A 19,157-nucleotide genomic window follows, 5' to 3' on the forward strand; every position below is an offset into this window, starting at 1 on the left:
TCGATTATGAAGTACTATATTATCGCCGGTGAAGCTTCCGGAGACCTGCATGGCTCCAACCTGATTAAAGGACTGAAAAAAGCAGACCCGGATGCAGCGATTCGATGCTGGGGTGGAGATTTGATGGAAGCCGCAGGGGGAACTTTGGTTAAACATTACAAAGAACAATCGTTCATGGGCTTCTTCGAAGTAATCATGAACCTCAATAAAATCTTCAGCAATATAAAATTATGCAAGAAGGACATCGCCGCCTATAAACCGGATGTGATCATATTCATCGATTATTCAGGTTTTAATCTGAGAATCGCAAAATGGGCAAAACCGCTGGGATATCGTACCTTCTATTATATCTCACCTCAGGTTTGGGCTTCGAGAGAAAGTCGGATGAAAGCGATCAAAAGAGATATTGATGAAATTTTTGTCATACTTCCCTTTGAAAAAGACTTCTATGAAAAGAAACATAATTTCCCGGTTAATTTTGTAGGCCATCCACTTTTAGATGCTATTTCGGAAAAACCGGCAGTAGATCCTGAATTTTTTAGAAAGGAATTCAAACTGGATGACCGGCCTGTGATCGCACTTTTACCGGGAAGCCGTAAACAAGAGATCACCAATATGCTGGAGGTGATGATAAACATTACTCCCGAATTCACAAAGGAATACCAGTTCGTTATCGCCGGAGCACCCAGTCAGGATTTTGCGTTCTATGAGCAATTCCTGAAAGACACTCCAATTGCCTTTGTAAACAACCGAACCTATGACCTGCTGAACATTTCAACAGCAGCTCTGGTTACCAGTGGTACCGCCACTTTGGAAACAGCGCTTTTAAAAGTACCCGAGGTCGTTTGTTATAAAGGCAACTGGATCAGCTATCAAATCGCTAAAAGGATCATCACTCTTAAATTTATTTCCCTGGTAAATCTTATCATGGACCGGGAGGTGGTAAAGGAACTGATTCAGGACGAATTCAATGAAAAAAATCTTAAGAACGAACTCAGAAAGATTCTGGACCCTAAAGTGCGGGAGCGAATATTTGCAGACTACTACGAATTGGAACAAAGACTCGGTGGAAAAGGGGCAAGTGAGGCTGCTGCCAAGCTCATTTTCGAAAAAATTTCTTAATTTGGGGAAACCCTAAATTTTAGATGAAGCGAATAATTTACATTTCAATGGCCGCTGCCTTTATGATCTCCTGTAAATCATCAAAGCATGCAGCGTCCGACAGTAATAATCCCGGCTCGGTAACAGTTAAACACGGGAATGAACTCTCTACGGCTCTTCCTCCGGGAAATCTCCCTGAAGTCAAATCCCCTTCTGATCAACTTGCCGACAAGATTGTTCGCACAGCGCTCGGCTTCAGTGGGACCCGTTACCGGTATGGAGGAACTACGAAAAAGGGAATGGATTGTTCCGGACTTGTCTATGTATCTTTTGGTGACAACGAGATCAGCATGGAACGTAGCTCTTCTCAAATGGCAACGCAGGGTGACGAAATTCCACTTCGAAAAGTAAAAAAAGGGGATCTTCTATTCTTCACCACCGGAAATAATAAAAGACGTATCAATCATGTCGGGCTGGTAGTATCCGTCGATGGTGATGATATACAATTCATTCACTCTACTACTTCCCGTGGCGTTTTGGTTTCTTCCTTGAGTGAAGGATATTGGAATTACGCATTTAATCAGGCCAGAAGAATTTTGTAGAATATTTTCTATATTTAGTAGTTTCTATGTGGAGACTACTGAACATAGCACTTTTAAAATGCACCTGCTTTCTTGCGATCGGGATTATATTCGGGTACTACCTGAATAATACCTCATACTCGCTTATCTTAGCACTGATCGCCACCCTGTCACTGATACTTTATCGCCTGTATTCAAGATCTGAACGGTGTTTCAGGATTTGCAGTGAATTTTTGATCGCCTGTATATTCATACTTTTTGGCTTCCTCAACATTCAGTTCCGTCATCACGATCGCAATCTGGCCTGGCAGTATTATGAGAACCCCGAATCAAAAGATTTAACGATACGGGTTACTAAAATCCTTAGGGAAACAAACTTTTCTTTCCGATATACCGGGGTGATCCTTGCCGTTGATTGCCAAAAGGAATATATCCCGGTACTCATCCGAATTCCAAAAGACAGTATCTTCTCAAAGAGTCTGGAGCCTGGCGATGAACTAGTCACCTCCATTCCGATAAAATCGATCCCACCACCCTTAAATCCCTACGCATTCAATTATCGAAAATACATGGCGTCGGAGCATATATTCTTTCAGGTAAGCATAGACCCGGCATTACTCAAGGTCAGAACACCATCTGACAAATCTCCCGCTATTCTGGCCTACAAATTTCGTAAAAACATACAAAGTCAATTTGAAAGAAATAATCTGAAGGAAAAGAATATCGCCTTACTTTGCGCTATACTACTCGGACAACGACAATACCTGGATCATACTACCTACAAACAATTCACCGATTCCGGTGCCGCACACTTTCTTGCCGTTTCCGGGCTGCATATCGGAATACTCCTTAGCGTTTTCAGCTTCCTTTTAAAGCCTTTAAACTATATCCAAAAAGGGAGAACGCTACGCTTTCTCCTATTGATAACTTTCCTGTTGCTTTATGCCTTTATTACCGGGCTGTCCCCCTCCGTATTAAGAGCGATACTCATGTATGGTTTACTTACCTATGCACTACTCCTACAACGCAAAAACCCACCGATAAACACGCTCATTCTGTCTGCTTTTATCTTGCTTCTAGCTGAGCCAATAGAACTTTTCAGTGTGGGTTTCCAGTTAAGTTATCTCGCTGTTGGTGGAATCCTATTATTCTTCCCGCTATTGAATAAACTATGGACTGGACAACACTTTATATTTAAATATTTCTGGCAGCTTTGTATGATTTCTATCGCAGCACAAATCATGGTTACCCCTCTTATTCTATATTATTTCCACCAATTCCCCTTCCATTTTTTACTCACCAGTATGATCGTTACGCCCCTACTGGCATTGATACTCACTTATACAGTTATCCTTCTGGCCACATCTTGCCTTTTGGAATTACCACGGTTTCTATACGCATTCCTGGATAATCTACTAAGTGTGATCGATCTCATCACTCGCATCGGCGCTTCGTCTGAATCCCTGATCATAAAAAATATACAGCTGTCACTCCCGTCACTACTGATCCTGTACTTCATCATTTCAACAACGCTGTATTGGATCACCCAAAGGAGAACAAGTCTGATGCTACTTCCCGTTTCCGGTCTCCTGCTATTGATGGTACAATTTCTCTTTCATCCCTTTGCTCCTAAAACCAAAGATCATCTTCTGGTACTTCACAAAACAGCACAAAGCATGATTATCGGGATCAACAAGAGCCATTTAATCCTTGAACATGACGATGAAAGAAACGAAACCATTATTATGGATCTTTATAACGGATTGCAACTGGATTCAATCGTAGTCTCAAAAGATAATATAAAAAGTATGCAGCAAAGATCCGGGTTGGTCATCATCGACAGCACTTTTCAAACCATAAGTTATCGTAAAGACAGTGTTTCCATCCTTTTGAGAAATTCAACCGGAGTTCATCTGGAACGTTTACTGGATTCAACACCTGTTCGAAAGGTGATCGCAGATGGCAGCAACTACCTTTCATACATCCGACGATGGCGTGTAACCTGTTTCAAACGAAAGATCCCTTTTCACTACACTGGTGAAAAGGGATCATTTCGAATATATTTTGAATAATTCACTGATTAGCGAACACCATGCATCAATTTTTTGATCACCGGCTGGAAGATTATCGATAAAAGACCAATTACCACGGACACTATGGTAAGCATCCAAAAGAAGTAACTGATTCCTTCGGTATTGGCGATCTTATCGATGTTTTCACCAAATTTACCGGCTCCTTTCATTCCTATTGCAACTGCAAGATACCAGATTCCAAACATGAATGCGATCATTCTTGCAGGCACCAGTTTACTGACATAGGACAGCCCTACCGGAGAGATACAAAGCTCTCCCATGGTATGGAACAGATATACTAAAATAAGCCATATCATACTTACGGATGCAGACTTTGCTCCGGGTTCAATTCCCGAAGCTCCGAAGGCAACACAGGCCATTCCCAGCCCTAACAACATCATCCCGATTCCATATTTCATGTTGGCGGAAGGATTATATTTACTTTCCCACCACTTTGAGAACATAGGGGCCAGCGTAATAATAAACAAGGAATTCAATGTAGAGAACCAGGATGCAGGAACCTCAAGTGAAGTCGTTTGTAACTGATCATAGATCTTCCAGATTCCGATACACCACAGAATAACAAAACTCGAGGCAAGAATCAGATTGGAAAGGGTATATTTCTTAAAGGTCTGTCCAAACAATTTGAGCAGCACCCAGGTAATAACGGCAAGCGGTATCAGAGTCATGAGCGCATCGATGATCATAAAGATTGTACCTGCACTACCCTCCAGAACGCGATTCGTATAATCTCTTGCAAAGATGGTCAGGGTTCCCGGTGATTGTTCAAAGATTGCCCAAAAGAAGATCGTCAGAAATGCAAAGAATGATACCGCGATCATCTTCTCGCGTGTAATCCTTGAATATTGTGTAAGTCGGTATATCAACAGAATAATAAACAATCCCAAAGCTGACAGGATTGCAATGTTATTTCCTTCAGGCCCTAAGAAGGCAAAAATATTAAAACTCCCTTCTGTGATGATCGTTGCGGGATCATTAATGATCCATAGAAGTCCGAGTAAGGCAGAAACGAAGATCAAAACCAACTGCCATGATGTAAAAGGCACTCTTTTATCTTCGCTTTCCTCTGTAGCGGAAATCGCTATTTTGTCCTTTTCCTTATCCTCTTTTTTAGGCTTCAAACCAATCTCTCCAAATATATTCTGTGCGAACCAAAATTGAAGCATTCCAAAAAGCATGAAGATACCGGCGAGTCCGAAGCCATAGCTCCAACCGATCTTTTCTCCCAAATAACCGCATAGCAGGATTCCGAAAAATGCTCCGGCATTCACCCCCATATAAAAGATGGTATAAGCGCCATCCTTCTTTTCAGGGCGATCTTTATACATCTCTGATATGATCGAGGTCATATTAGGCTTAAAAAAGCCATTACCAAATACAAGTAATCCGAGACCTAAATAAATAAAGAACGGAGACTCCAAGGCCATTGAACCATGACCAAGTGTCATCAGCAAAGCACCTACAACCACCGCCCAGCGGAAACCTATCACCTTATCTGCAAAATACCCTCCTAACATAGTTGAAAGGTAAACCAGACCTACATAAGACCCGAATATTGCCATGGCGTGTTCCCGTGGCCATCCCCAACCTCCATCGATCAGAGAAGCAGTAAAGAACATAACGAGCAGGGCCCGCATACCATAAAATGAAAATCGCTCCCACATCTCCGTAAAGAAGAGCACAAATAATCCTGAAGGATGCCCCAGGACCTTACTTTGAAAAAACTGATCCGTTGAATTCTGATTCATCGTAAAAATTTAAAAGTTAGTATCTGTGGTGTGGTGGTTATGTTAATTATTTCTACGCTGCGGTATCCTTATCCACGTTATGCATCATGCGCTTAACGACCGGAGAGATAACCAGCAGTATAACACCGAATATCAACCCGGTATAGAACATATTTTCAAAAAGGCTCATATAGCTGTTCTTTGCAGTAACAAAATCAGCTACTTCACCTCCTGATGTATCGATACTTGCAAGGTTAGCGAGCAATGAGGCTATATACTCGGAACCTGCAGTCGCCAGGAACCAGACTCCCATCATAAACCCTACGATCTTATGTGGAGATAGTTTGGTGGTATAAGACAACCCAACCGGAGACAAACAAAGTTCGCCCCAGGTATGTAACATATACATTACGATCAGGAAGATCATCGGAACTTTCCCGTCTCCAGACATTTTCCCTCCAAGAACAAGTACTCCGAATCCTAGACCGACAAGCATCAATGCGATCGCAAATTTGATCGCCGCGTTCGGATTCAGGTTCCGCTTATCCAGTTTTACCCACAACCAGGCAAATACAGGTGCAAAAAGAATGATAAAGATTGCATTAAAACTTAGAAAAACTCCAGCCTTGATCTCTCCGAACCATTCGGTCGTTCTATCTAACGCACGGTCAGCGAACAGGTTTAAGGAAGTATAAGCCTGCTCGAATAAGGCCCAGAATATAACAGAGAATACTATTAATACGGTCATTGCAAGTAAACGCTCACGTTGTACTTTATCCGACTTGAGTTTCACCAAAGCATACCACAGAATATAAACCAGTGATAAAAATCCACAGATCATCAGTAAACCTTCTACCACACTGTGGCGTTGAACCATTTGCCACACCACAAAAGTAGCGAGAAATCCAAGTACATAAATGGTCAGCTCATTACTCATCCCTAACGGAGATTTCTTTTTAAGCAATACAGGATCACTTGGCTCTGCTTTACCATGGAAATACTTTCTTCCACCTACAAAGATTAAAAGTCCGAACAGCATTCCAACACCTGCCGCACCGAAGCCATAACTCCAGCCATAGGTTTCACCCAGATAACTACAAACTATAGTTGCCAATGCCGACCCCAGGTTAATCCCCATATAAAAAATTGTAAATCCGGAATCTCTTCTGGCATCCCCTTTATGGTAGAGTTCGCCAACAATAGATGAAATATTCGCTTTCAGAAAGCCAACTCCCATAATGATAAGAGACAAAGAAAAGTAGAACACCTGTAGTGCGGTTTCATCCCGCTGTATCAATCCATCGGCCATTTCCGTCGCCGCATTTCCTTCATAGGCCATCCCGAGATGCCCTAATACCAGTAAGATCCCTCCAAAAGTTACCGCTTTCCGGAAACCGAGGTATTTATCCGCAAGGAATCCACCAATCACTGGCATGGCATACACCAGAGCTGCATAGCTTCCAACCAAAAGGTTACCAGAAGTATCAGTAAACAAATGATATTTAACCAGATAAAAAATAAGCAGGGCTTTCATTCCATAGAATGAAAAGCGCTCCCACATCTCAGTTAGAAAAAGAATATATAATCCTATCGGGTGTCCGAATAATTCTCTTTCGTGTTTTTCTTTGACAAGTGTCTCCATATGCAAGGTTGTTGTTATTTAGTTTAAGATACCGGTTATCCAGGAATTAATTCATCATCTGCTCTTTCTCAAAGTTTATTTTATCTCCGAGGTACTCATCGATGAAATTAGTCATTTTTGTGTAAAGTTGTAATCGGGTATTTCCACCATAGATACCGTGATTCTTATCCGGGTAAATAGCCCAGTCGAATTGCTTATTGGCCTGAATAAGGGCCTCAGCCATTCTCATGGTGTTCTGAACATGTACATTGTCATCTCCGGAACCATGTATCAGCAGATAGTGTCCTTTTAAATTATCAACATAATTGATCGGAGAGTTGTTATCGTACCCTCCTGCATTTTCCTGAGGTGTCTGCATATAACGTTCTGTATAGATCGAATCGTAAAATCTCCAGCTCGTTACCGGAGCAACTGCGATCGCCATATTGAACACCTCATTGCCTTTCAGTATACAGTTACTACTCATAAATCCACCAAAACTCCACCCCCAGATACCGATACGTTCTGCGTCTATGTAAGCCCTTTTACCAAGAATCTTTGCGGCTTCAATCTGATCTTCAACCTCATACTTCCCTAATTCTTTGTAGGTAACCTTTTTGAATGCTGCTCCTTTGAAACCGGTTCCTCGTCCGTCTACACACACCACGATATAACCCTTCTGAGCAAGCATCTGATACCAGTAGTCATTATAGGCATTCCAGCGATTTGCAACACTTTGCGACCCCGGACCGGAATACTGGAACATGAACAACGGGTATTCTTTACTCGGATCAAAATCGGCCGGTTTGATCATCCACATGTTCAAATCATTGCCGTTGACATTTATTGTTGAAAATTCCTTTGGAGACAAGGTATATTGCTTTAACTCATTCGTCAATTCGTCATTGTTAACGATCTCCTTGATTACCTTACCACTTTTGGAATCATTGAGGGTATAGCGGTAGGGCTCCTGAGCACTTGAAAAGGTATTTATGAAATAACTGAAATCCGCACTGAAGGTTGCATCGTTTGTGCCTTCTTTTGAAGAAAGTCGCTTTTTATTTTTCCCGTTGATACGGATCGCATATACATCACGGTTTACGGAACCATTCTCTACCGACTGATAGAAAACCGTTTTATTATTTTCGTCATAACCATAATAATTGGTCACTTCCCAATCGCCTTCAGTTACCTGATCGATGAGTTTACCATTTTCCGCATAATGATAGATATGATTATAACCACTCTGCTCGCTGGTCCATATAAAACTGTTATCCGGGAGGAAAGTCAGGTTATCGGTTATATCCACATACGCATCATCAGTTTCATGTAAAACGATTTCAGCCTTGTTCTTTGCTGCATTATAGAATTCCAACTTAAGGTCATTCTGATGTCTGTTCAACACCTGAACACTCAAAATATCTTTATCATTGGTCCACTTTATTCTTGGAATATAATAAGCCTCGCCAAGGCTAACTTCATTCTTTTGACCACTTTTAAGATCATAACTAAACAATGTAACCACAGAATTGTTCTCACCAGCTTTCGGGTACTTAAACACCTGTTGTTGCGGATATAAAGATTGACCGTAAATATCCATAGAAAACTCAGGAACATCAGACTCATCAAATCGAAGGTAGGCTATTCTTGAACCATCGGCATTCCAGTCAAAAGCACGTACAAAAGAAAATTCTTCCTCATACACCCAGTCGGTAACCCCGTTGATTATAGCATTTCTCTTTCCGTCATCCGTCAGCTGTGCAACAGTACCCTCTTTCAGGTCTTTAACGTACAAATTGTTTTCATAAACATAGGCCACTTTGGAGGCATCTGGAGAGAAAGTCGGCTCCTGAATCTTTACTTCCGAAATCTTAACCAATGACTTGTCTGCAATATTGTAGACATAGAAAACGCCGAGGGTGGAACGGCGATACACCGATTCAACTTCAGTAGCCAGAATCATTTTGGTTTCATCCTTGCTAAATTCATAGGAAGTAAAGAAATCGATCCCATCGAGATCAAGGGAAGAAACGATAGTCTCTAACTTTGATAGCGTTTCATAATCGTATTTATCAACGGAGGTTGAACGGGTATTTCGATTGAAATTCAAGACCGTATACTGCTTGCCGTTCTCCATGGAGTGAAGGACATCCATGCCTTCGGTGCTGAAAGCACCTCCCCATATTTTTTCTAATGTTATTTGTTGATTTTGGGCGGTAAGAAAAGAACTTAAACCTAAGAACAAAAGGGAAAGAACCTTAATTTTTTTCATTAAATAAGGGAATTTATTTTAAAGCTGTCAAGTTTACTAATTATTTTACAGAAAAAGGACTTTTTTTTGTTAAACCTTAACCTTGAGTTTACACTGAAATCAACATTCACGGGCATTTGAACCGTTCGCCAAGGTTAATTATTATCTTTGCCCAATAACTCCATAAAGTCGAAAATGAGCAAACCCGTAAAAGGATTTTCCAAGCTTACCAAAGAAGAAAAGATCAATTGGCTGGCTGACCATTATTTTTCTGATAAAAAAAATGGTATAGCACTTTTGATGCAATACTGGAACGAGGACGCCAAGCTTCAGCAACTACACGATGAGTTCATCGAAAACACGATCACCAATTTCTACCTCCCGCTGGGAGTTGCACCAAATTTCCTGATCAACGGGAAAATGCACACCATCCCAATGGCCATCGAAGAAAGTTCAGTGGTCGCCGCTGCAAGCAGGGCAGCTAAGTTCTGGCTAAAAAGAGGTGGATTTAAAACCTTTGTCAAAGGGACGGAAAAAATCGGACAGGTACATTTTCTTTACGAAGGAGATAAGACCAAACTGAACACCTTTTTCGAGACTATCAAACCGTTGCTATTTTCGAAAACCACCGACATCACCCGCAATATGGCCAAACGTGGCGGAGGGATCACGAATATTGAATTGCGTGACAAAACCGAAGCACTGGACAACTATTTTCAGCTTCATTGTACCTTCAACACCCTTGATGCAATGGGAGCAAACTTTATCAATTCCTGCCTCGAGCAATTCGCCCGTTGCCTGAAAGATGAAGCCTCCCAATATGATCTCTTTACCGACGGTGAAAAAGACATACAGATCGTCATGAGCATTCTTTCAAATTACGTTCCCGACTGCACCGCTGTAGCTGAAGTACGCTGTAAGATCGATGACCTTGACGAAGACAAGGAACTGGCACCGCATGCATTTGCAGAGAAATTTGTGAGAGCCGTTGCCATCGCGAAAGCCGAACCATTTCGTGCCGTTACCCATAACAAAGGAATCATGAACGGAGTCGATGCCGTGGTATTGGCCACTGGAAATGATTTCAGAGCTGTGGAAGCCGGCGTTCATGCCTTTGCATCCAGAAAAGGAAGTTACAGCAGTTTATCGGACGCATGGATAGAAGGCGATGAATTCGTATTCAATATTGAACTTCCCCTGGCATTAGGAACAGTTGGCGGACTTACGAAACTGCATCCTCTGGTTAAACTTTCACTGGAAATATTAGACAACCCTTCAGCTGAAGAACTCATGCAGATCGTAGCCGTTGCGGGTCTGGCTCAGAACTTTGCCGCTGTGCGTTCATTGATCACCACAGGAATCCAAAAAGGGCATATGAAAATGCACCTGATGAATATCCTGAATCAACTGGATGCGACACCGGAAGAAAAGGCTCATTTTACCGCCTTCTTTAAAGATCGCACGGTTACCCATAGCGATGTAATCCGTGAGTTCTATGCTTACCGTGAGAATATGATCAAATAAAATCCGGGCATGAAAGAATTTTACAGTCATGGTAAATTACTTTTAAGCGCAGAATACCTGGTGCTTGACGGAGCGCTGGCACTAGCTATACCCACTTGTTATGGTCAAAGCATGAGCGTTAGCACTATTCCCGGTTCAGCACTTGAAATATTCAGTTATGACAAGGATGGAGCACTATGGTTCGAAGGCCAGTTCAATAGTGAAAAAATGATCGCGCTTTCCGAGAACTTACCAGATGTTTTCGCAATAAAAAAAGTGGATCTGAGCAGTATTATTATTTCAACAAATGCTTCAGAACCTGCACAGGCTTTAGCCAAAATTCTGATCACTGCTCTGTTTCTAAATCCTGGTCTTTCTCATGAAATCAAAGGTAAACGGGTCGCCAATCATCTGGAATTCCCTACAAACTGGGGACTGGGTTCCTCGTCAACGCTGGTCAGCAATATTGCGCTTTGGACTCATACAGATCCCTATTTATTACTTCAGCATAGTTTTGGAGGCAGTGGTTATGACCTTGCCTGCGCTCGTAGTGAATCTCCTCTTACCTATCGTATTACCACCGGCAAACCGGAAGTGAAGCCCGTGGAATTCAATCCGCCCTTCAAAGATCAATTATTCTTTGTGCATCTGAATCAAAAACAGAATAGCAGGTCAGGAATTAAAGCCTATCATCAAAACAAAAAGAATACCGCTGCTGCCATAAAAGAGATCGAACAGATCACCAACGAGCTCATAATAACACAGGACCTGGCCAGGTTCCGGCAATTGATGGACACCCACGAAGAGATAATCGCCGAAGTGACCGGGCAGGAAACCGTCAAGAATCACCTTTTTAAAGATTATCAGGGCAGTATTAAAAGTCTTGGGGCCTGGGGTGGGGATTTTATCCTAGCAACCGGCACAGACGATGGAATGTCCTATTTCAGAGATAAAGGTTACAAAACAATACTGTCTTATTCAGAAATGACCCTTTAAAGCCATTTACCTATTTATAGGCACAAAAAAAACCTCCCGCTTGGGAGGTTTTTTTATTATATAGAATTATGACTTTTCTAGTACATGAAGGCACGATCATCAACAACGTCAGCCTCATCTCTCAATGCCTGATATGCCGTTGAAAGCACTCGATTTCTGTTAAGTGTTTTCTGTGCATTTGCATAAGTGCTGTAATTATCAAGTGAAGGAGCAAGATTCTTGCTGGTTACCTCTACCATAAATACACCATTTTCACCTTCGATCAATGAGGAAGTAGATCCTTGATCGGTTGCGAAAGCGATACCTACTACCATAGGCTCTCTACCCGCTCCTGCGATGGTTGGGTTCTTTAGAGTCAGTCCGCTTGCTGAAGCAACGTTCACATTGTTATTCTTAGCAACATCTGCCATTGACTTACCTTCGTTTGCAGCGATAATCTGCGCTGCCTTCTTACGATTTCTCAGGATAGGACGTACCTGAGGAGCCGCATCTCTTGCCGTTGCAAGACCAGCTTTATGTCTTGCAGTGAGCTGAGCCACTACATAACCGTCAGGAGTTGAAAAACGTTTTACATCACCTACACTGGTTTCTTCATTGAATGTCCATTGAACAAGGCTACGCTGACTTCTAAGTCCGGGAAGATTCTCGTCCATGGCTTTGATTCCATTAACCGGTCTTACCGCAAAATCTGAAGTATTAGCAAGTTCTGCAAAATCTCCACCTTCCACTACGGCCATTTCAAATTTGGTAGTTTCAGTAAATACATTGCTGATCGTCTCTTCTGAAGCTTCGATCTTTCTAACGATAGTCGCCAGTTTCACAGCTGGATACGTATCGTCAACACGGATGACATGATATCCGAAATCAGTTTCTACAAGTCCTACAGAACCTTTCGCATTGCCAAAGATATAATCATTGAATGCAGGAACCATGGTGCCTTGTGTAATGTTATCATACGTACCACCGCGGGTAGCAGATCCCGGATCATCGGAATATTCTGCAGCCAACTGTGTTAGTTCAGATGGATTAGCTTTCACTTTTGCCAATAGTTCATTGGCAAGTTTTTCAGCTTCCTCTTTTGTTCTTGATTCTTTTGGCGAAGCACTTGAACCGTCGAATGAGATCAGGATATGGCTAGCTTTCACTGCACCACCATCCTTTTTATCCAGCATTCTTGTCAGCTTATAGGCCTGACCATCCAAATAGGGTCCATAAACCTCACCTGCATTCAGGTTGAAAAGGGTATCAGCTAACGCAGCCGGAAGTGCACTTTTCACAACATACGTTGAATCAAACTTAACATCAGAATACGCATTTACGAAATCTTCCACATCAGTGGTTTCTGCAAATCCAGGAATCGTTTTATCTCCTTTGGTAGTTTCATCAAATTCAACTTTAGCGGTCATCAATGCTTCCAAAGATTCCTTTGCAGCTTGTTTGTCAGCTTCAGAAGCTGCCTCAGAAAAGAAAACATAACGAATATCTCTTGAAGCTTCCTGTTCGAATTCTTTCTTATGCTCTTTCACATACGCCTCGATTTCACTGTCGCTGATCGTAATGGTACTGTCAGGAACAGACGTATAAGGAACCTTAACGTATTTGATATCTACTTTATCATTCTCGATATGATAAGCAAGCTCTCCTTCTTTCAAGGTAGTTCCAACTCCTGCTTTAACAAGGTTGAAATATGACTGCTCTTTTGAAGCACCGATCAACATGTCTTCCTGTTGTTGCCATTGTGCATATGCAGCCGGATTGTTCGTTTTAAGTTGATAGATAAAATCGATAAACTTATTTTCATCAAATACTCCAGCCTCATTTAAAAAGTTAGGATCCTGTGCAAATGCAGGATTAGCTTTAACCACTTCAAGAATCTGATCTTTCTCAATATTGATCCCAAGGTTTTCGAACTGTTGATCAAGAATACGCTGACGTACTTCCTGATTCCACACCATGTTTACCACCTGAACCGTAGAAGCACTCCCCATCATTCTTGAAGATGATTCTACTTTCTGAGCAAACTCGTCTCTCGAGATACTTTCTCCGTTCACTTCACCTACTGAAGACTTCACTCCTGTGTTACCTTTTGAGAACACTCCTGAAATCACAAATGCAAACAAAGACAGACCAATAACCAGAATAAGGATTAAAGACCTATTTCTTATTTTCTCTAGAATTGCCATTTATCAATCTATTAGTTAAAAATTTAATGTGGGCGAAAATACCATTTTTTTGGAATAATTAAAACCTGCACAAATAATAATTCAGGCTTTTTTTAGTCTTCCTCAAGTACTTTCAGGTGTAGAAGATTTATTTTGGTGTTACTCACATCCAGCACGGTAAAGAGATATTTATCAATCTTCACCTGCTCATCCTTGCCGGGAATCTCACCGATCCGGTTCACAATGAGTCCGCCAAGTGTCTCATAATTCTCACCTTCCGGAAGGTCGAGTTTATATTCTTCATTGATATAATCGACTTCGAGACGCGCAGAGAATCTAAATTCAGATTCGCTCAATTGTTCTTCATCAAGCACAATACTATCATGCTCATCTTCAATTTCTCCAAACAATTCCTCCACGATATCCTCTACAGTGATCATACCGCTGGTTCCTCCATATTCATCGAGGACTATGGCAATGCTTTTTCGCTTTTTGATCAGTACTTCCAGTATATCGCTGATCAGCATGGTTTCCGGAACAAATTCAACCGGCATCATAATATTTTTGATCCCCTTAGGCTTCTTAAAAAGCTCAAAAGAATGTACATATCCTACGATATCATCGATAGTATCTTTATAAACGAGAATCTTGGAATACCCGGTATCGGTAAATATGGAAGCGATGCCTTTAGGAGATTCATGCAACTCCACTGCGGTGATCTCAGTACGGGGAATCATAACTTCACGCGCCTTGATCTCAGCGAATTCCAGTGCATTTTGAAATATTTGAATCTCTGTATCGAGTTCATCTTCCTCATCAGCAGCCTCAACCTGCTCAGAGATATAATCGCCAAGCTCTACTTTTGAGAAAGCAAGTTGAAGATCATCACCACTGGTCTTAAAGAACACTTTCAAAATGATATCCGAGATCCATATAACGAACCCGGATATAATCGAAAACAGCACATAGAACAGATAGGCAGGAACAGCGAAAAACTTCAACAAATTATTGGCATAAATCTGAAAGAACACCTTGGGAAGAAATTCCGCCGTAAACAGGATGATCAGGGTCGAGATCACCGTTTGAACCAGTATCACATCAAAAGGCAGGGTGTCCTGCCCCACATAATCCGGGTATATATCTGCAATAATCAGCTGCCCCATGAAGAAACCATAGACCACCAGTGCAATATTATTACCCACCAGCATGGTTGCAATGAACTTAGACGGTTTTCGTGTCAGACGGGTAAGCACTTTTGCCAGTAATCCTTTTTGCTTCTTCTCGATCTCAATATGGATCTTGTTAGAGGATACATAAGCGATCTCCATTCCGGAAAAGAAGGCCGAAAGAAGCAAGGATACTATGATTATGACAATAGACAACGACACTAGTTCTGCTTATCTCTGTTTTGAAATTTCCTTCTGTAGAATCTTCTGAAAAAGAACATAAACAGTGAAAAAACCAGAAAGAAAAGAAACATATAAGCCCGCGTACGGTCAACGTTCCATTCCTGATATACTTCGTAGGCAGATACTACCGCAATTACCAGATAGGCAATCTCAAATACTTTAAAATACTTCATTTGTCTGAGGTCAATTAAACTCCTGCCCCAAAAATAAGCAAAAGATAATTATCCCTCTAAGGTAATTAAAGATCCTAACGCTATAGATTCGGAACTTTTATAGAGCCACCGATCCAGCATTTAACAGGGATCACTTTTCCAGCCATACCGGAATTGAAGATTTCCGATTTTGTTGGTGCCCGGCCTTCATAACCGGCAGCAGCCTGTGAGGCTCTCGATTTCAGGGAAGGATCGACCTGTGCCGCCTTCCGCGCCATTTCAGCAGCCTTCCAGTTCACTGCCTTCTTATCAAACACGGTTTCACCACATTCATTTGCACTCTTATGATAAAGATCTGCAATTAAAAGATAAGCCTGCCCCTGCGCGGGATTTGCATCCAGAGCCTGGCGCGCATATTTATAAGCAGTCATCGTCTGACCCCGTTTATTTGCTTTAACCGCGATACCTAACAGTTTGTTCGATTTCTTGTATTTATCGGTTTCCAGATCTATCGATTGCATGAAATACTCCATAGCCTTTGAATCCTCACCTCGCTGTTCATAGAGTGAACCCAGATAATACTTTGAGGATGCGGAGGGCTCAAGAGCATCCAGTGCCTCTACCATCTTAACGAAAAGCGGATCACTGGTACATCCTTTAGCTTCCATACGGGCAGCTGCAGCATTAAGCCATTTAGCATCCGATTTCTTTGTATCAAAGTTCTTATTATACAATGGAATAAGATTCTCACAATCCGCTAACTTACCCAATTTACTATCGATTCCCTGACTTATCTTTTCATACGAAGCTCCATTGGTCTGTGCCGCTTCATACATCTGTTTATCTTTTTTAGTGAGCGGCTTCCCTGCTTCTTCCTTCTGAACGTAATCCAGCATAATCACAGAAAGCTCCTGATTCTCCTCTTCGATCTTTGCAGTGACCACATCATAGGTATCGAAAACCTCCTGCAGATCCTTTTTTCCGGCTTCATGCAGGTTCACGAGCGTGGAGAAATACAGATAGAGTGCCTTGGGATTCTCAAAATTATCAGGATCATTTTTAAAAGCATTATCCAAGAGATTATAGATATCTTCATCGGAGGCTCCCTGATCATTCATCAGTAAGGCGATATCTATGTCATTCTTGGTTTTATTGAGTTTATCAGGAAAGAGTTCAGGCCCCTTTTTATAGACCTGCATAAGCTGATCTTCATATTTTTTCTTATTTGCAGGATCTTCTTTAATCCTGTTCTTCAATAGCAGCTCACCATAAGCAAAGGTTGCATAATGGTATTCCGGGCATTCGCTAAACACCTTTGTCCAGGGCTCATAGGCATTTGCATAATTACCAGCTTTCGCATCTTCAACAAAAAGACCGAAATTCAAAAGACAATCCTGACTTTGGGAGAATCCATAGTTGCAGGAGAATAGCATCAGTAGTACTACCAGCAGGAATTTATTTTTCATATTCAAGAATTTTAAGAGTAAATAGTGAATAAGTGGTCGAAACAATAACAACCCTTCTTTATAAATTTACATAAAATTCTGATAATCTGATAGTAAGAATATTTTTTGACACTATTCAGTCTCCAACAGGTCCTGAATCTATCTGAAAGAGCATTGTAGAAGTTACTCCTCAATCACCGCACTACCCTTTCTTCCGTGGAAGCGCAGTTGGGTATATTCTTTATTGAAATCAATCCCGGTACCTTCCATATCATAATCCGGGCTGGTAAACTGAAATTCACCTTCGGTAAAGATCCAGTCATTTAACTGATCGTAGTATAATTGCGGTGCCTTCAACACTTTCCCATCAAAGGAAGTCACCACTACATTACCCTGTAGATCGATCAGCTTTGTTTCTGAGTAGATGATTCCATAATCGGCTTCCACCGTACTCTTTTGATTTTTGTCGTCGAAATATTCGACATGAACACCTTCTGGAAATTCCTGATAAGGGAACTTCTGATTACTAAAATCGCTATAGACCTTTCCGCTAACGATCGATCTCAGCTTCATTGAATCAACATAACGCAATTCAAAGTTTGTTGCCACACCAACGGGTACCAGTGCAGTCTCATCAATTTTGCGGACTTCATCATAATTACCCTGGCATGAAAAAAACATTGTCACAGTAAAAACTGTGACAATGTTCCATAAAATATATTTGGTATGCTGATTCATATTACAGGTTAGGAACTTTTACACTTCCTCCTATCCAACAATTGATTTTAACAACTTTACCTGCCATACCTGAGTTAAAGATCTCAGATTTGGTTGGAGCTCTTCCTTCATAGCTACTTGCAGCCTGAGAAGCTCTTGTTTTAAGAGAAGGGTCAACCTGAGCAGCCTTTCTTGCCATTTCAGCAGCTTTCCAGTTTACAGCCTTTTTCTCGAAAACGGTAGAACCACAACTGTTAGCACTCTTATGATAAAGATCAGCGATCAACAGGTATGCACTACCCAAACCTGGGTTAGACTGCAAAGCCTCATTGGCATACTTATAAGCTGTAGTGGTCTGACCTTTCTTATTTGCTTTGATAGCGATACCAAGAAGCTTATTCGCTTTCTTGTACTTATCGGTTTCAAGATCGATAGATTGCTTAAAGAATTCAAGTGCTTTTGCATTATCACCTTTTTCTTCATAAAGCGATCCAAGATAATATTTAGAAGAAGCAGAAGGCTCAAGAGCATCCAGTGCCTCCACTAGTTTTACGAACATAGGATCTCCGGTACAGTCCTTAGCATCCATACGTCCTGCTGCTTTTTTAAGCCAGTCAGCATTACTCTTATTCGCTTCGAAATTCTTTTGGTAAAGGGGAATAAGGTTTTCACAATCTGCCAAAGAACCTAATTTACTATCGATACTTCCGCTGATTTTTTCATAAGAATCACCATTGATACGCGCATTCTTAAGAATCCTTGCTTCATTAGAGGTCAATGTACCTGCATCCTCTTTTTCCACATACTTAAGGATTGTTTCAGAAAGCTCCTGGTTTTCTTCCTCGATCTTACCGGTTACGGCATCATACGTATCGAAAACATCCTGTAACTCTTTTTTACCTGCTTTGTGAAGGTCTACCAAAGTAGAGAAATACAGATAAAGAGCTTTTGGGTTCTTAAAGTGGTCACGATCTTCCTTAAAAGCTTCATCGAGCATGTCGTAAATCTCCTCATCCGTACCGGTTTTGGTATCGTATTTAAGAAGCGCGACATCGATCATACTTTCCGCTTTGGAAAATTTGTTCGGGAAGTACTCAGGACCTTTTTCGTACACCTGCATTAAAGACTGAATGTAAGCATCTTTGTTTGCAGGATCTTTTTCCATCTTATCCTTCAGGATCTTTTCACCATAGGCATAGGTTGCATAATGTAGCTGCGGACAATTCTCAAACACCATTTTCCACGGTTCATAGGCAGCATCATAGTTCTTAACCTTTGCGTGCTCGGCGAAAATGGATAGGTTTTGCATACATTCCGGGTTCTGAGCCTGTCCGAAAACGAAACCTACAGCTCCCAAAAGACCTAACACAATTGAAAGTTTCTTTTTCATTTTTCTAAT

Annotated in this window: 14 protein-coding genes; 5 read left to right on the forward strand and 9 right to left on the reverse strand. The window is 41.4% G+C overall.

Annotated features, from left to right (window positions below; translation table 11 throughout):
- Positions 1 to 6 precede the first annotated feature (6 nt).
- From lpxB to DMZ48_RS11135, 3 genes are read left to right on the forward strand one after another with little or no spacing between them, the layout of a single operon-like run.
- Entirely contained in the window at positions 7 to 1,122 is a 1,116-nt protein-coding gene (lpxB, locus tag DMZ48_RS11125; protein ID WP_143955221.1) for a lipid-A-disaccharide synthase, read from the forward strand.
- Positions 1,123 to 1,145: 23 nt separating this feature from the next.
- Entirely contained in the window at positions 1,146 to 1,703 is a 558-nt protein-coding gene (locus DMZ48_RS11130; RefSeq protein WP_242009180.1) for a C40 family peptidase, read from the forward strand.
- A 26-nt stretch (positions 1,704 to 1,729) separates the two neighbouring features.
- Positions 1,730 to 3,754, forward strand: a complete 2,025-nt coding sequence (locus tag DMZ48_RS11135) for a ComEC/Rec2 family competence protein (RefSeq protein WP_143955222.1) — start codon at positions 1,730 to 1,732, stop codon at positions 3,752 to 3,754.
- A gap of 8 nt (positions 3,755 to 3,762) precedes the next feature.
- Here DMZ48_RS11135 and DMZ48_RS11140 read toward each other — a convergent pair whose 3' ends face one another.
- From DMZ48_RS11140 to DMZ48_RS11150, 3 genes are read right to left on the reverse strand one after another with little or no spacing between them, the layout of a single operon-like run.
- Positions 3,763 to 5,523, reverse strand: coding sequence for a peptide MFS transporter (locus DMZ48_RS11140; RefSeq protein WP_143955223.1), 1,761 nt, complete (start codon positions 5,521 to 5,523; stop codon positions 3,763 to 3,765).
- 52 nt (positions 5,524 to 5,575) lie between these two features.
- Positions 5,576 to 7,144 (reverse strand): peptide MFS transporter, encoded by a 1,569-nt coding sequence (locus DMZ48_RS11145; RefSeq protein ID WP_143955224.1) that lies wholly within the window; start codon positions 7,142 to 7,144, stop codon positions 5,576 to 5,578.
- A 46-nt stretch (positions 7,145 to 7,190) separates the two neighbouring features.
- The gene (locus DMZ48_RS11150; protein ID WP_143955225.1) at positions 7,191 to 9,395 is read right to left on the reverse strand and encodes a S9 family peptidase; all 2,205 of its coding nucleotides are present in this window, start codon (positions 9,393 to 9,395) and stop codon (positions 7,191 to 7,193) included.
- A 174-nt stretch (positions 9,396 to 9,569) separates the two neighbouring features.
- On the opposite strand from DMZ48_RS11150, the gene DMZ48_RS11155 reads away from it, so the two are divergent.
- On the forward strand, positions 9,570 to 10,898 hold the full coding sequence (locus DMZ48_RS11155; protein ID WP_143955226.1) for a hydroxymethylglutaryl-CoA reductase, degradative: 1,329 nt from the start codon (positions 9,570 to 9,572) through the stop codon (positions 10,896 to 10,898).
- A 9-nt stretch (positions 10,899 to 10,907) separates the two neighbouring features.
- Entirely contained in the window at positions 10,908 to 11,873 is a 966-nt protein-coding gene (locus DMZ48_RS11160) for a GYDIA family GHMP kinase (protein ID WP_143955227.1), read from the forward strand.
- 77 nt (positions 11,874 to 11,950) lie between these two features.
- On the opposite strand, the gene DMZ48_RS11165 is transcribed toward DMZ48_RS11160, so the two are convergent.
- From DMZ48_RS11165 to DMZ48_RS11190, 6 genes are all read right to left on the reverse strand, one after another.
- The gene (locus DMZ48_RS11165; RefSeq protein WP_143955228.1) at positions 11,951 to 14,056 is read right to left on the reverse strand and encodes a peptidylprolyl isomerase; all 2,106 of its coding nucleotides are present in this window, start codon (positions 14,054 to 14,056) and stop codon (positions 11,951 to 11,953) included.
- A 92-nt stretch (positions 14,057 to 14,148) separates the two neighbouring features.
- Positions 14,149 to 15,423, reverse strand: coding sequence for a hemolysin family protein (locus tag DMZ48_RS11170; RefSeq protein WP_143955229.1), 1,275 nt, complete (start codon positions 15,421 to 15,423; stop codon positions 14,149 to 14,151).
- Positions 15,423 to 15,617 (reverse strand): hypothetical protein, encoded by a 195-nt coding sequence (locus DMZ48_RS11175; protein ID WP_143955230.1) that lies wholly within the window; start codon positions 15,615 to 15,617, stop codon positions 15,423 to 15,425. The genes DMZ48_RS11170 and DMZ48_RS11175 overlap by 1 nt, the downstream gene beginning before the upstream one ends.
- Before the next feature lie 80 nt (positions 15,618 to 15,697).
- The gene (locus DMZ48_RS11180) at positions 15,698 to 17,062 is read right to left on the reverse strand and encodes a hypothetical protein (RefSeq protein ID WP_143955231.1); all 1,365 of its coding nucleotides are present in this window, start codon (positions 17,060 to 17,062) and stop codon (positions 15,698 to 15,700) included.
- Positions 17,063 to 17,224: 162 nt separating this feature from the next.
- A complete protein-coding gene (gene lptC / locus DMZ48_RS11185) occupies positions 17,225 to 17,779 on the reverse strand; it encodes an LPS export ABC transporter periplasmic protein LptC (RefSeq protein WP_143955232.1) in 555 nt (184 codons plus the stop codon).
- Position 17,780: 1 nt separating this feature from the next.
- Positions 17,781 to 19,148, reverse strand: coding sequence for a tetratricopeptide repeat protein (locus tag DMZ48_RS11190; protein WP_143955233.1), 1,368 nt, complete (start codon positions 19,146 to 19,148; stop codon positions 17,781 to 17,783).
- Positions 19,149 to 19,157: the final 9 nt, after the last annotated feature.

Origin of the sequence: Robertkochia solimangrovi (assembly GCF_007279655.1) — a bacterium.
GTDB lineage: Bacteria > Bacteroidota > Bacteroidia > Flavobacteriales > Flavobacteriaceae > Robertkochia > Robertkochia solimangrovi.

What these genes read in the sequence shown, in the direction of transcription:
- lptC (WP_143955232.1), bottom strand. Translation starts at nt 17,779, where the DNA reads ATGAATCAGCATACCAAATATATTTTATGGAACATTGTCACAGTTTTT.
- DMZ48_RS11190 (WP_143955233.1), bottom strand. Translation starts at nt 19,148, where the DNA reads ATGAAAAAGAAACTTTCAATTGTGTTAGGTCTTTTGGGAGCTGTAGGT.
- DMZ48_RS11145 (WP_143955224.1), bottom strand. Translation starts at nt 7,144, where the DNA reads ATGGAGACACTTGTCAAAGAAAAACACGAAAGAGAATTATTCGGACAC.
- DMZ48_RS11135 (WP_143955222.1), top strand. Translation starts at nt 1,730, where the DNA reads ATGTGGAGACTACTGAACATAGCACTTTTAAAATGCACCTGCTTTCTT.
- DMZ48_RS11155 (WP_143955226.1), top strand. Translation starts at nt 9,570, where the DNA reads ATGAGCAAACCCGTAAAAGGATTTTCCAAGCTTACCAAAGAAGAAAAG.
- DMZ48_RS11165 (WP_143955228.1), bottom strand. Translation starts at nt 14,056, where the DNA reads ATGGCAATTCTAGAGAAAATAAGAAATAGGTCTTTAATCCTTATTCTG.
- DMZ48_RS11150 (WP_143955225.1), bottom strand. Translation starts at nt 9,395, where the DNA reads ATGAAAAAAATTAAGGTTCTTTCCCTTTTGTTCTTAGGTTTAAGTTCT.
- DMZ48_RS11175 (WP_143955230.1), bottom strand. Translation starts at nt 15,617, where the DNA reads ATGAAGTATTTTAAAGTATTTGAGATTGCCTATCTGGTAATTGCGGTA.
- DMZ48_RS11140 (WP_143955223.1), bottom strand. Translation starts at nt 5,523, where the DNA reads ATGAATCAGAATTCAACGGATCAGTTTTTTCAAAGTAAGGTCCTGGGG.
- DMZ48_RS11160 (WP_143955227.1), top strand. Translation starts at nt 10,908, where the DNA reads ATGAAAGAATTTTACAGTCATGGTAAATTACTTTTAAGCGCAGAATAC.
- DMZ48_RS11180 (WP_143955231.1), bottom strand. Translation starts at nt 17,062, where the DNA reads ATGAAAAATAAATTCCTGCTGGTAGTACTACTGATGCTATTCTCCTGC.
- DMZ48_RS11130 (WP_242009180.1), top strand. Translation starts at nt 1,146, where the DNA reads ATGAAGCGAATAATTTACATTTCAATGGCCGCTGCCTTTATGATCTCC.
- lpxB (WP_143955221.1), top strand. Translation starts at nt 7, where the DNA reads ATGAAGTACTATATTATCGCCGGTGAAGCTTCCGGAGACCTGCATGGC.